At 68.5% G+C, this 13,512-nt stretch carries 12 protein-coding genes; all 12 read left to right on the plus strand.

Translation table 11 applies throughout. The features are described from left to right. The first annotated feature begins 107 nt into the window (after window positions 1–107). The 12 genes from NCG93_RS15535 to rocD all read left to right on the plus strand — a co-directional run bounded on the left by NCG93_RS15535 (window position 108) and on the right by rocD (window position 13,503). Window positions 108–1,469: an ABC transporter substrate-binding protein gene (locus tag NCG93_RS15535; RefSeq protein WP_194412671.1), complete on the plus strand. Its 1,362-nt coding sequence runs from the start codon at window positions 108–110 to the stop codon at window positions 1,467–1,469. A gap of 71 nt (window positions 1,470–1,540) precedes the next feature. Beyond that, the gene (locus tag NCG93_RS15540; protein WP_194412672.1) at window positions 1,541–2,467 is read left to right on the plus strand and encodes a carbohydrate ABC transporter permease; all 927 of its coding nucleotides are present in this window, start codon (window positions 1,541–1,543) and stop codon (window positions 2,465–2,467) included. Beyond that, the gene (locus NCG93_RS15545) at window positions 2,464–3,390 is read left to right on the plus strand and encodes a carbohydrate ABC transporter permease (RefSeq protein WP_194412673.1); all 927 of its coding nucleotides are present in this window, start codon (window positions 2,464–2,466) and stop codon (window positions 3,388–3,390) included. Before NCG93_RS15540 ends, NCG93_RS15545 begins: the two co-directional genes overlap by 4 nt. A 49-nt stretch (window positions 3,391–3,439) precedes the next feature. Beyond that, a complete protein-coding gene (gene arfA / locus NCG93_RS15550; protein ID WP_194412674.1) occupies window positions 3,440–4,951 on the plus strand; it encodes an arabinosylfuranosidase ArfA in 1,512 nt (503 codons plus the stop codon). A gap of 42 nt (window positions 4,952–4,993) precedes the next feature. Continuing rightward, window positions 4,994–6,001 carry a LacI family DNA-binding transcriptional regulator gene (locus NCG93_RS15555; protein ID WP_194412675.1) on the plus strand — a complete coding sequence of 336 codons (1,008 nt, stop codon included), beginning with the start codon at window positions 4,994–4,996 and terminating at the stop codon, window positions 5,999–6,001. A gap of 363 nt (window positions 6,002–6,364) precedes the next feature. Next, window positions 6,365–8,506 (plus strand): alpha/beta hydrolase, encoded by a 2,142-nt coding sequence (locus tag NCG93_RS15560; protein WP_252787575.1) that lies wholly within the window; start codon window positions 6,365–6,367, stop codon window positions 8,504–8,506. 223 nt (window positions 8,507–8,729) lie between these two features. After that, on the plus strand, window positions 8,730–9,332 hold the full coding sequence (locus NCG93_RS15565) for a GNAT family N-acetyltransferase (protein WP_252787576.1): 603 nt from the start codon (window positions 8,730–8,732) through the stop codon (window positions 9,330–9,332). Between the two features lie 173 nt (window positions 9,333–9,505). Next, window positions 9,506–9,940: a hypothetical protein gene (locus NCG93_RS15570; RefSeq protein WP_194412677.1), complete on the plus strand. Its 435-nt coding sequence runs from the start codon at window positions 9,506–9,508 to the stop codon at window positions 9,938–9,940. After that, window positions 9,940–10,155 carry a helix-turn-helix transcriptional regulator gene (locus NCG93_RS15575; RefSeq protein ID WP_194412678.1) on the plus strand — a complete coding sequence of 72 codons (216 nt, stop codon included), beginning with the start codon at window positions 9,940–9,942 and terminating at the stop codon, window positions 10,153–10,155. The genes NCG93_RS15570 and NCG93_RS15575 overlap by 1 nt, the downstream gene beginning before the upstream one ends. A gap of 1 nt (window position 10,156) precedes the next feature. Continuing rightward, window positions 10,157–11,176 (plus strand): NAD(P)-dependent alcohol dehydrogenase, encoded by a 1,020-nt coding sequence (locus NCG93_RS15580; RefSeq protein WP_194412679.1) that lies wholly within the window; start codon window positions 10,157–10,159, stop codon window positions 11,174–11,176. Between the two features lie 279 nt (window positions 11,177–11,455). Beyond that, window positions 11,456–12,256, plus strand: a complete 801-nt coding sequence (gene ddaH / locus NCG93_RS15585; RefSeq protein WP_241741687.1) for a dimethylargininase — start codon at window positions 11,456–11,458, stop codon at window positions 12,254–12,256. 20 nt (window positions 12,257–12,276) lie between these two features. Beyond that, complete coding sequence (gene rocD, locus NCG93_RS15590) at window positions 12,277–13,503, plus strand: ornithine--oxo-acid transaminase (RefSeq protein WP_284444962.1); 1,227 nt, start codon at window positions 12,277–12,279, stop codon at window positions 13,501–13,503. Window positions 13,504–13,512 lie beyond the last annotated feature (9 nt).

Raw genomic sequence — 13,512 nt, forward strand, 5'->3', positions numbered from 1 at the left:
ACAACGTTGTAGACCACGCGTGGACCACCCGCCGCCACCCGGGGCGGACGGCCCTCGCAACGGTCGTGCACCGACGAAGAAGTCAGCAATACCGAAAGGAAACTCCAGTGAAGACGAAGCCTGTCCTTGCTGCAGTCACAGCGCTCGCCTTGGTCGGCGCTCTGTCTGCCTGCACCGCCGGAGGTGGCGGCGACAACGCCGACGGCGGCGGCAACGACGACGCCAACTGCACCAACACCATCCCCAAGGAGGACCTGCCGGTCGTCACCATGTGGGCCTGGTATCCGAACATGGAGCTCGTCGTCGACAACTTCAACGAGCAGAACGACGAGGTCCAGGTCTGCTGGACGAACGCGGGCGCGGGCGGTGACGCCTATGACAAGTTCCAGACCGCCATCTCGGCCGGCAGCGGCGCCCCCGACGTCATGATGGTCGAGGCCGACCGCATCGCGACCTTCCAGGCCCAGGACGCCCTGGTCGAACTGAACGACCTCGGCTACGAGGACGTCAAGGACAACTTCAGCGAGGGCGCGTGGAAGGACGTTTCCGTCGGCGACGGCGTCTACGGGGCCCCGGTCGACGGCGGCCCCATGGGCATGATCTACCGCACCGACATCTTCGACCAGTACGGCATCACCCCGCCCACGACGTGGGCCGAGCTCGAGACCGCGGCGCAGACGGTGAAGGATGCCGGCGGCCCGGTCTTCGCGAGCTTCGCGGCGAACCAGCCGGCCGAGGTCACGGCGCTGATGTACCAGAACGGTGCGCAGCCGTTCGAGTACGACCCTGCCAACGAGGGTGAGATCGGCATCGAACTCAACAGCCCCGAGGTCAAGGAGGTCCTCGACTACTGGGCCGGTCTCGTCGAGAAGGGTCTGGTCGGCACGGAGGATCAGTTCACTCCCGAGTACATCGCCGGTGTGATCAACGGCGACTACGCCACGTACCTCTCGGCCGCGTGGGCTCCGGGCTACCTCCAGGGCGCCGGTGTCGGCGAGGGCGCGGATGCCGGCGTCTGGGCGACAGCCCCGATGCCGCAGTGGGATCCCAGCAACCCGATCGCGATCAACTGGGGCGGCTCGGCCATGGCCGTCTCGAGCCAGGCGAACGACCCCGACCTCGCCGCCCAGGTGGCGTTCGGCGTCTACGCGGATCAGGCTTCGCTGGACGACGGCTGGCAGAACCAGATCATCTTCCCGCTGAACGTCAACGTGCTCGATTCGCCGGAGTTCCAGGACTACGAGGTGCCCTTCTTCGGAGGCCAGCAGGCCAACAAGGAGGTGTACGTGCCGGCGGCCAACGCCTATGAGGGCATGACGTACACGCCGATCGGCCAGTACTACTACTCGCAGCTGACGGAGCAGATCGCGCGCATCAACGAGGGGTCCGCAACCGGCTCCGAGGCGGCGGACGCCTTGCAGGACGCCGTCGTGGCCTACGCGGAGGAGCAGGGGTTCACCGTCAAGTGACGTGACCGCAGGGCCGGTCCGTGCTCCTGCGGACCGGCCTTCGGGCATCCCCTGCCAGACCTGGAGAAATCATGACCACGTCAACCGCAACTCCCGCGAACAGGAAGCACAGAACGTCGACCACGCGGCGCCAGAACCTCTACGGCTGGCTCTTCGTCGGACCCTTCGGGATCGTCTTCCTCGCCCTCCTCGTGCTCCCGATCGGGTTCGCGCTCTATCTGAGCCTGTTCCAGAAGTCCCTCATCGGCGGCACGAGGTTCGTCCTCTTCGGCAACTACGTGAAGGCCTTCACCGACCCGTCCTTCCTCGACGGCATGTGGTTCGTCATCCGGTTCTCGCTGGTGCTCATCCCGCTGCAGATGGCGATCTCGCTCGCGGTCGCGCTGATCCTCGACATCGTGATCACACGGTTCGCGCGATTCTCGCGCCTGATGATCTTCATGCCGTACGCGATCCCGACCGTGATCGGTGCGCTGATGTGGGGGTTCCTCTACAGCGACAACTTCGGTCCGCTCGCGGAGATCTTCGAAAGTTTCGGCATGCAGGCCCCTGATTTCCTGAGCAGCAGCCTGATCTTCTACGGCCTGCTCAACATCGTCACGTGGCAGTGGGTCGGCTACTACATGATCATCCTGTTCGCGGCGCTGCAGGGCATCGATCCGACGCTCTACGAGGCCGCGCGCATCGACGGCGCGTCCCAATGGCAGATCGTCCTGCGGATCAAGATCCCGCTGCTCTCTCCAGCGCTGCTGCTCATCCTGGTGTTCGCCCTCATCGGCACCCTGCAGTTCTTCAACGAGCCCCAGATCCTGCAGCAGCTGGCCGCCGGAGCGATCCCCAACGACTTCACGCCGAACATGTACGCCTACCAGCAGGCGTTCTCGCTGGCGAACTACAACTACGGGTCGGCGATCTCGTTCGCGCTCGGGGCGGTCGTCTTCCTCTGCGTCTACATCTTCCTGTTCGCCACCCGCAAGCGAGGGAGCTTCTTCTCATGACCGTCACACCCATGGAGCTCACCGGGACGAACCCGAAGCCGCGCAGACGCGTCGAGCGCCGGACGACCCCGCGCACACGCGGCCGCATACCGATGAATGTCGTGCTCGCGCTGCTGATGGTGTACTTCCTCATCCCGTTCTGGTGGCTCATCGTCAACAGCTCGAAGAGTTCGGCCGGTCTGTTCGGGGGTGGCAGTGCGCTCTGGTTCTCGGACGACATCGACTACATCGGCAATCTGGTCGAACTCTTCACCTACAGCGGGGGCATCTACGCACGGTGGCTGGCGAACTCCGCCCTCTATGCGATCGCCGGCGGTGTCGGCGCGACGGTGCTCGCGGTGCTGGCCGGCTATGGATTCGCGAAGTACAGCTTCACCGGCCGGCGTGCCGCGTTCGCGATCCTGCTGGGCGCGGTCATGATCCCGACGACGGCCCTCGTCATCCCCACCTTCGTGCTGTTCGCTCAGGTCGGTTGGACGAACACCATCTGGGCGGTGATCTTCCCCAGCCTGCTCAATCCGTTCGGCGTGTACCTGATGAACGTGTATGCGCGAGACGCGGTGCCCGACGAGCTGCTGGACGCCGCACGGGTCGACGGTGCGGGGGAGTTCCGCACCTTCCTCCAGGTGGCGCTGCCGCTTCTTCGCCCCGCTATCGTGACGGTGGTGCTGCTGTCCGTCGTGGCGTCGTGGAACAACTACTTCCTCCCGCTCGTGATGCTCTCCGACAACCGCCTCTATCCCGTGACCGTGGGCATCGGGCTCTGGCAGTCCACCGCATCGACGTACGGGGCGGCGGGCGGGCAGAGCCTGTGGAGCATCATCATCCTCGGCGCGCTCGTCTCGGTGATCCCGCTCATCATCGCGTTCCTGGGCCTCCAGAAGTACTGGCAGGGCGGGCTGTCGATCGGAAGCCTCAAGTGAGCCGGCGGTCCACGCCCCTGCCCCTTTCCCCTGTCCTTGGAAGAGAAGAATGAACCGAGCACACCTCACCCTCGACCCGCAGTTCACCATCGGTCCCGTCAATCGCCGCCTCTTCGGATCCTTCGTCGAGCACCTGGGCCGCTGCGTGTACGACGGCATCTACGAGCCGGGGCACGAGAGCGCCGACGAGGACGGCTTCCGCACCGACGTCATCGAACTCGTGCGCGAACTCGGCGTCTCGACGATCCGCTACCCCGGCGGCAACTTCGTGTCGGGGTACCGCTGGGAGGACGGCGTCGGACCGCGAGAAGAGCGACCGCGGCGGCTCGACCTGGCATGGCACTCGACCGAGAGCAACGAGATCGGACTGGACGAGTTCGCAACCTGGCTGAAGAGGGTCGACAGCGAGCTGATGTACGCGGTCAACCTCGGCACGCGAGGCGTGCTGGAGGCTCTCGACGTCCTCGAGTACGCCAACCTGCGCTCGGACACGCACTGGGCGCAGCGCCGCGCGGCCAACGGGCATCCCGAACCTCACGGCATCCGGATGTGGTGCCTGGGCAACGAGATGGACGGCCCCTGGCAGCTCGGACACAGCACGGCCGAGGAGTACGCTCGGCTCGCAGCGAAGACCGCCAGCGCGATGCGACAGATCGACCCCGATCTCGAGCTCGTCGTCTGCGGCAGCTCGAGCGCTCAGATGCCGACGTTCGGCGAATGGGAACGCGTGGTCCTCGAGCACACCTACGACGACGTCGACTTCATCTCGTGCCACGCCTACTACGAGCCCCGCGGCGACGACTACGGCAGCTTCCTCGCCTCGAGCGTGAACATGGACCGCTTCATCGAGGCCGTCGTGGCGACCGCCGACCACGTCAAGGCCACGCGACGAAGCGACAAGACCATCAACATCTCGTTCGACGAGTGGAACGTCTGGTACCAGTCCCGCTACCACGAGGTCGACAGGATCACCGACGTGGCGGAGTGGCCGGTCGCGCCGCGCCTGCTCGAGGACTCGTACTCGGTGCTGGATGCCGTCGTGCTCGGCAGCCTCATGATCTCGCTGATCCGTCATGCCGATCGGGTGACGGCGGCCAGCCTCGCGCAGCTCGTCAACGTCATCGCGCCGATCATGACCGAGCCGGGTGGCCCGGCGTGGCGGCAGACCACGTTCCACCCGTTCTCGCTCACCTCGCGGCTGGCGCGGGGCGTCGCGCTGGAGCTCAAGCTCGACAGCCCCACCTACGACACGCAGCTCTACGGCGAGGTGCCGGTCGTCGACGCCGTCGCGACCTACGACGAGGTCGGCGGCGGCACGACGGTCTTCGCCGTCAACCGCAGCCTCACGGAGGAGCTCACCCTCGACATCGACACCCGCGCGATGGGGGCCGTCGGAGACGCCCGGGCGACGTCGCTCTTCGACGGCGACATCCACGCGGCGAACACGCTGGACGATCCCGAGCGCGTCACCCCGAAGGAGAACACATCGGTGAGGATCGGTGACGGCACGGTCAGCATCACGCTGCCGCCCGTCTCATGGACGGTGCTGACGCTCGACTGAGCGCAGCCCGATCGATCCGTCTCGCAAAGTCCAGGTGGTGTGATGGCGCCGACCCAGCGGGTGACCCTGAAGGAGATCGCCGCGCAGACCGGGGTGTCGCTGACGACCATCTCCAAGGTGCTCAACGGCGCGGCAGACGTGTCGTCGGCGACGCGCGCCCTCGTCGAGGAGCAGTTGCGCCGCAGCGGCTATCGACGCCGGAAGAGCAAGGACCGGCGCGAGTACATCGAGGTCGTGCTCCACGAACTCGACGGCGACTGGGCGCTCGCCGTCATCGAGGGGGTCCGCGAGAGCGCCGCCGAGGTGGGGCTGGCCATCTCGCTGTCGGTCAGCGGTGACAGGCGCGCGCCCGGTGCCGAGTGGCTCGATGCTGTCGTGCGTCGCGGCCCCACCGGGATCATCCTGCTGTTCGCCGACGTCCCTCCACAGGGTCGCGCCACGCTGAAGGCGCGAGGCATCCCGTTCGTCGTCATAGATCCCGCAGGCGACCCGGCGCCGGGCATCCCCTCGGTCGGGTCGGCGAACTGGTCCGGCGGCCTCGCCGCGACGAGGCACCTGCTGGAGCTCGGCCATCGCCGGATCGCGGTCATCACCGGCCCCGAGGAGGTCATGTCCTCCCTCGCGCGGCTCGACGGCTACCGTGCCGCGATGACCTCCGCCGGGATGGCGATCGAGCCGGAATGGATCCGGTACGGCGACTTCCAGCGAGAGGGCGGCGAGAGGCATGCGGGGGAGCTGCTGGGCCTCGCCGACCCGCCGACCGCCATCTTCGCGGGCAACGATCTGCAGGCGCTCGGGGTGCTCTACGCGGCGCAGGCGAGGGGTGTCGCGGTTCCCGGGGGACTGTCTGTGGTCGGCTACGACGACCTCGCGATCGCCGAGCTCGCCAGCCCGCGGCTGACGACCGTTCACCAGCCCCTGCGCGAGATGGCCGAGCAGGCGACGAAGCTGCTCCTGCAGCAGCTCGACGACCCGCAGCCCGAAGTCACCCGGGTCGAGCTGGCGACCAGCCTCGTCCTCCGCGATTCGACCGCCGCGCCTGCACGCTAGCGCCCACCTGCGAGGACGCGAGCGGCCGCGAGGTCTCCGCCTGATCCTCCTCGATTGGCCGTTGAGTGCCGGGCGATCCCGCTCGGAGGGGTCAGGCTACCGCTGGTCTACGACGTTGTAAAGGGATTCTTTACGACGTTGTACTTGCCCTTGACCGCACGCGAGCGCCTCTGTCAGAGTGAGCGAGGACGGGAGTTACTACGTTGTAAAAATCGCACGTCGCCGTGCATCCGCCCGTCTCAGCCAGTCGGCCCCCGGGGTCAGCGTGCTCCGGGAGCCGGTCGAGTCACACGAGATGAGGAGTCGATGGAGATCACATCCGAAGACCGGCGCTCCGGCCGGTTCAGGGGAGCGAGACGAACCGTGGCCGTCGTCACGGCCGCAGTCCTGGCGTTCGCCGGGTTGATGGCGGCGGCGCCGGCGAACGCCGCAGACCCGTGGATCGCTCAGCAGGACGGCGGCTATCTGCGGATCGCGGTGCCGAACGCCGCCGTCGAAGCCGCGGTCGGGCCGGTGTCGCAGGTCGTGGTCGAGGGCAACTTCGGACCTTCGCACAACTGGGCGCAGATCGGACTGCAGCGCAGCGGCGCCAACTGGACCGCGACCTACGGGCCCTTCGAGCCCGGTCTGTACTACTACCAGGTCACCGGTGACGACAGCAAAGTGCTGAAGGACACGAGCAACCCCACCAGCGTGGCATCCGAACCGGAATGGAGCACGTTCTTCATCCCCGGCGAGTCGGCCGCGCTGCTGGCCGATGCCCCGCAAGAGGCGGGGGTCGTCCAGACGCTGACGTACCAGAGCTCGGTCGCAGGCGAGGAGCGTCAGGCGCTCGTCTGGGTGCCGCCGACCTACAAGGCCAAGGGCAAGAAGCTGCCGGTGCTCTACCTCCAGCACGGAGGCGGCCAGAGCTACCGCGACTGGGTCGAGGTGGGCCGTGCCGAGCAGATCCTCGACAACCTGTGGCTGGCCGGACAGCTCGAGGACATGCTCGTGGTGATGGGCAACGGCAACGTCGACGACTTCTCGGCGGAGCTGCTGGACAACATCGTCCCGGCCGTCGAGCGCACGTACAACGTCTCGCCTTCCAAGCAGCAGCGGGCGTTGGCCGGCCTCTCGATGGGCGGCGGCCAGACCTTCGAGGTGTTCAGCGAGCACCCGGGCTCATTCGGTGCGATCGGCACCTTCGGAGCCGGGCGATTCGGTGCCCTCGACGACCGCGCGGTCGACCGGATGAACGCCCGCACCGGCCTGTTCCGGGTCTACGTCGGCAACAAGACGGACATCGCGTACAACGACGTCTACGACTCGCTCCAGAAGTTCGACGCGATCGGTCTGGACTACCAGTTCGACGGCGTGAACCCGGATGCCGGGCACAACTGGAACGCCTGGCAGGAGAACCTCATCGACTTCGCGCCGCGGCTGTTCACCGGCGAAGCGTCGGACCCTGCGATGAGCGAGGGCCACACGGCGCTCACCGAGCGCTTCGAGCCGCCGGCCGCCGGTACGACGCCCACGCCGTGGCTCACCGCGGACGACTTCGTGACGTTCGAGACGACGACCGACTTCGCCGATGCCGAGTACGTCTCGGTGTGGGCCAACTGGGCGCCCGGTGGCAGCTGGCTGCGCGTCGAGATGACCAAGGTGGGTGATCGCTGGAGGGCGACCGTCGGTCCGCTCGAGGAGAAGTTCTACCACTACCGGCTCATCGTCGATCGCCAGGCCGTCAAGGACACGTCGAACCCGACGAAGGTGACATCGGAGCCGGCCTGGAGCACCTTCCTCGTCCCAGGAGAGGGGTCGCGGCTGCTTGCCGACGTGCCCCAGGGGCAGGGCGGGAACCTGGAGGTCATGACGTACCAGAGCACGGTGGCGGCTCAGGAGCGCAGCGCCTATGTGTGGACGCCGCCGGGGTACGACCCCGCCCGCGCCGAGCCCTACCCGCTGTTCGTGCTGAACCACGGTGGCGGCCAGAGCTGGACCGACTGGGTCGAGGTCGGACGCGCGCGTCAGATCCTCGACAACCTCTCGCTGGACGGTGCCATCGAGCCGATGGTCGTCGTGATGCCCAACGGCAACGTCGGCGACTACCCGCGCGAGCTGCTCGAGAACGTGGTGCCGGTGACGGAGGAGCGCTACAACGTCAGCAGCGATCCACTCGATCGCGCGCTGGCCGGCCTGTCCGCGGGCGGCGCGCGCACGGTCTCGGTGCTCAAGGCGCACCCGGGCGAGTTCGCCTGGATCGGCACCTTCGCGGCGGGCTTCGGCGCCACGGCGGGCGTCGATGTCGCGGCGATCAACGAGGGCACCGAGCTGTATCGGCTGTACACCGGCGACATCACGGACTTCACGTATGGGTCGGTGATGAGCTCCCTGCCGGTGCTGGACCAGCTGGGAATCGAGTACGAGTTCAACGGCGTGACGATCGGCCCCCACGGGTGGGACGTCTGGCAGCAGAACCTGATCGACCTGGCTCCGCGTCTCTTCCGGGACGGCGGCGAGTAAGAGGAACGACGATGGCGCACCGGCGCCCCCTTTTCCGGGGCGCCGGTGCGTCGTCGCGTGCGGCGTGTTCGAGTGCCGCGATGTGGGTCTGCCGGGCGTCGGCACCCAGAACGCGCCACCCGAACGGATGCCTCGGGGGAGCCGATGCCGTTGGGTGAGCGGATGCCTCGACTGAACGGATGCCACGGGCCGCGGCATCCGCGATCCTGGGAGACTGAGGCGGGTGAGCGCACATCGAGTGATCGGGCGGAGCGGCGGCATCGTCGTCCGCGCTTTCGAGGAAGACGATCTCGCGGCGTACCGCCATTGGCTGCAGCCCGAGCAGGAGTGGCACCGGTGGGACGGACCGTACTTCGCCAAGGCCTCGGCCGGGGAGATCGACGAGCGCCTCGATCGGTTCCGCGGCCGCCTCGCGTCGGGGGAGTACGCCGCCGAGTCGCCGCTGTCGCGAGCGGTGATCGTGAGGGAGGACACACCCGGCGAGATGGTCGGCTCGGTGTCGTGGCACTGGGAATCCGAGGAGTCGGACTGGCGTCGCATGGGCCTGACCGTCTACGACCCGGCGACCCGGGGACGCGGCGTCGGCACCGAGGCGCTGCGTATCTGGACCGACTACCTCTTCTCGACGACCGACGTCGTGCGTCTGGACTACTCGACGTGGTCGGGCAACGCGCGCATGCTCGGAGTCGGGCATCGGCTCGGATTCAGCGAGGAGGCACGCTTCCGCGACGCTCGCGAGGTGCGGGGCGAACGCTACGACTCCGTCGTGATGGGCGTGCTGCGGGTGGAATGGGAGGCGCTGCCGGTGCATGCAGTGCTCGGGTAGACCGCGCTCTCCGGCTGCTGCACGCGGCATGCAGAGCACTCGGACGGGTCGGGGCATCCTCATCAGAGGCCCTGTGGCGCTCGACGAGATCCGGTGTGTAAAGAATTATTGACATGGATGCCGCGCGCGGCGTAGCCTGCGGATGTCAAAGATTCTAGACATCGGAGCGAGCCATGGTCTACGAAGAGCGCAACATCTGGGCGAGCCTCATCGCGGGCGTGGTCGGGGTCGCCGTCTACGTGATCCTGGTCCTGCAGCAGGCGAGCGGCGGGCCGTTGACGGATGTCGACTGGGTGCCGCTGATGCTCTGGACGATCGGCGGCAGCATCGTCGCGGCGATCGTCATCAGCATCGCGTGGGGCATGCTCGCCGGTCTGACGGATCCCGAGGGGGTCGGCAAGAGCGATCAGCGCGACCGCGACATCGCACACATGTCCACTCGGGTAGGGCAGGCGTTCCTCGTGATCGCCGGTCTCGGCGTCATCGTCCTGTGCGCCTTCGAGGCTGACTGGTTCTGGATCGCCAACTGCATGTTCCTCGGCTTCGCGGTCTCGTCGATCATCGGCGGGATCGCGAGCGTCATCGCCTACCGCCGCGGGCTCGTCTGATGGTCAAGCCCACCAGGGTCACCAATTCGATCCGCGCCGTCCGCGAGGCGGCCGGGATCACGCAGGCCGAGCTCGCCCGTCGTGTCGGAGTCACCCGGCAGACCCTCATCGCGATCGAGCAGGGCAGGTACTCGCCCACCCTCGAGCTGGCCTTCCAGCTCTCCCGCGCGTTCGGCGTGGGTCTCGACGACCTCTTCGACTACCCGGAGGAATGACATGCCCGAATCGCCCGCCTCGACGCAGCGCTCAGACACGATGCCGGCATGGGCCCAGCGCCGGTACGGCGGGCCCGACGTCGTTTCACAGGAGACGGTCGACGTCCCCGCACCCGGGCGCGGGGAGGCCCTCTTGCGGCTGCGCGCCACCGGCCTCAACAACGGCGACATCCGCGTGATGCGCGGGGAGCCGCTCCTCGTCCGTTTCGCGTTCGGGCTGCGCCGTCCGCGCCAGGCGGTGCGGGGGATGGATGCCGCAGCCACCGTGGTCGCGATCGGCGACGGCGTGACCGGCGTGGCGGTGGGCGATGAGGTCGTCGGCGAACTGCCCGGCGGCGGCGGGCTCGCACGCTACGCACTCGCACCCGCCGCCCGGCTCGTCTCCCGCCCGCCCGCTCTCGACGCCGTCGTCGCGGCCGCGCTTCCGGTCGCCGGCGGGACGGCGTGGCAGGCGCTCGAACGCGGGGGCGCGGCATCCGGTCATCGCGTGCTGGTGATCGGGGCCTCCGGAGGTGTCGGCACGTTCGTCGTGCAGCTCGCGGTGCTGCGCGGGGCCGAGGTGTGGGCGCTGTGCGGAGAGCGCAACCGCGCGCTCGTGGAAGGTCTGGGCGCCACGCGCACCTTCGACTACCGCCGCGTGCGGCCGGGCGCGCCGGAGCTCGAGGACGGCTCGTTCGACGTGGTGATCGACATCGCCGGCACCGCACCCCTCCGCGTGCTGCAGCACCTGCTGCGCGAGGGCGGCCGCGTCGTGCTCGTGTCGGGGGAAGGGGGACGCGTGCTGGGTCCGATCGGCCGCATCCTCGGCGCCTCCGTGCGCTCGATCGCCTCGCGGCGGCCGCTCCGCCCGCTCGCCGCGACGGCGAAGCCTGAAGTGCTCTCCGAACTCGTCGCCCTTGCTGCCGCCGGGTCGTTGCGGCCGGTCATCGAGCGCACGCTCCCCTTCGCCGATGCGCCCGTCGCGCTCGCGCACGTCGCCGCGGGCCACGCGGTGGGCAAGGTCGTGGTGCTCGCAGACTGAGGCTGCCGCTTGAGGGTCGGGTTCGATGTCCGTGAGAGAATGATGGCGGCGTGCCCGGTTGTCCCCTTCCGTCGCGGTTCCTGAACGAGCGCAGCGAGTCGAAGGGCCGCCGGGCCCCTGGACAGCGTCCGCCGCCCCTCGTACAGGAGCAAGATGTCCACGCAGAACACCGCGCCCGTCACCTCGACCACCTCGCCCGTCGCAGAAGGCGCCGCCACCGAAGGTGCGACCCAGACCGCCGTCGCGGCGGGTCGCATCCAGCAGGTCCGCCGCTACCTGATGTGCCGTCCGGAGCACTTCACGGTGAGCTACACGATCAACCCGTGGATGGTGCCCGCCAACCCGACCGATACCGCCCTGGCGGTCCGCCAGTGGCAGGCGCTGTACGACACCTACATCGGACTCGGTCACGAGGTGCACCTGATCGATCCCATCGAGGGCCTGCCCGACATGGTGTACACCGCCAACGGCGGCTTCGTGATCGACAACGTCGCGTACGGCGCGAAGTTCCGGTTCCAGGAACGCGTGCCCGAAGGGCCGGCGTTCATGGACTGGTTCCGCGCCAACGGCTACGACGTGGCCGAACCCGTCGAGGTCAACGAGGGCGAAGGCGACTTCCTCCTGGTCGGCGAGACGATCCTCGCCGGCACCGGCTTCCGCTCGACGGGCGACAGCCACCGCGAGCTCGCCGACGTGTTCGGCAAGGAGGTCGTGAGCCTCAACCTCGTCGACCCGCGGTTCTACCACCTCGACACCGCGATCTCGGTGCTCGATCCCGTCGAGGGCCCGGGCGGCGTCGAGAAGGCCAACATCGCCTACCTCGAGCACGCGTTCGACGAGCGCAGCCAGGCGATCCTCGCCGAGCGCTACCCCGACGCGATCCACGTCGCCGATGCCGACGGCGCCGTGTTCGGCCTCAACTCGGCCAGCGACGGCCGCAACGTCATCATCTCGCCGCGCGCGAAGGGCTTCGAGGCGCAGCTGCGTGAGCGGGGTTACAACCCGGTGCTCGTCGACCTGTCCGAGCTGCTGCTCGGCGGCGGCGGCATCAAGTGCTGCACGCTCGAGCTGCGGCGCTGACGGCGGGAAAGAGGAGCACCATGACCGCCACCACCCCCTCCGTCGATGCGGCGATGAGTCAGATCATCGCCGCCGAAGAGGAGCACGTCGCGCACAACTACCACCCACTGCCCGTCGTCATCTCACGGGGTGAGGGCGCGTGGGTGACGGATGTCGAGGGCAAGCGCTACCTCGACCTGCTGTCGGCGTATTCGGCGCTCAACTTCGGGCACGGCCATCCGGCGCTCCTCGCCGCTGCGCAGGAGCAGCTGAACCGCCTCACGCTCACCAGCCGGGCGTACCACAACGACCGCCTGGGTCCCTTCGCGGCCGCGCTCGCGGAGCTCTGCGGCAAGGACCTCGTGCTCCCCATGAACACGGGCGCGGAGGCCGTCGAGACCGGCATCAAACTGGCACGCGCGTGGGGCTACCGGGTGAAGGGCGTGGCACCGGATGCTGCGACCATCGTCGTGGCCCACGGCAACTTCCACGGCCGGACGACCACGATCGTCGGCTTCAGCGACGACCCGCAGGCACAGGCCGACTTCGGCCCGTTCACCCCGGGCTTCGCCTCGGTGCCGTTCGGCGACGCCGCAGCGATCGAGTCGGCCATCACGGACGACACCGTGGCGGTCCTGGTCGAGCCGATCCAGGGCGAGGCCGGCGTGGTCGTCCCACCGGAGGGTTACCTGCGGGCTGTGCGCGAGATCTGCACCCGCCGTGGCGTGCTGCTCATCGCCGACGAGATCCAGTCAGGCCTCGGCCGCGTCGGCGAGACGTTCGCGTGCGACCGCGAAGGCGTCGTGCCCGATGTCTATCTGCTCGGCAAGGCGCTGGGCGGCGGCATCCTTCCGCTGTCGGCCGTCGTGGCCGATCGCGATGTGCTCGGCGTGATCCGCCCGGGCGAGCACGGCTCGACGTTCGGAGGCAACCCGCTCGCCGCCGCGATCGGCCTGCGCGTGGTCGAGATGCTGCAGACCGGCGAGTTCCAGCGTCGCGCGAAGCTGCTGGGCGAGCACCTCGAGTCGAGTCTCCAGGCGCTCATCGGTCACGGCGTCACCGGCGTGCGCGTCGCAGGGCTCTGGGCGGGCGTCGACATCGATCCCGCGGCCGGTACCGGCCGCGAGATCGCTGAGCGGCTCATCGGCCGAGGCGTGCTCGTCAAGGACACGCACGGACAGACCATCCGGATCGCCCCGCCGCTCGTCATCCGCGGCACCGAACTGGACTGGGCGGTCGAGCAGCTGCGCGTGGTGCTCGCGGCCTGACCCGCGTCG

The sequence above is a fragment of the Microbacterium yannicii genome (genome assembly GCF_024055635.1).
GTDB lineage: Bacteria > Actinomycetota > Actinomycetes > Actinomycetales > Microbacteriaceae > Microbacterium > Microbacterium yannicii.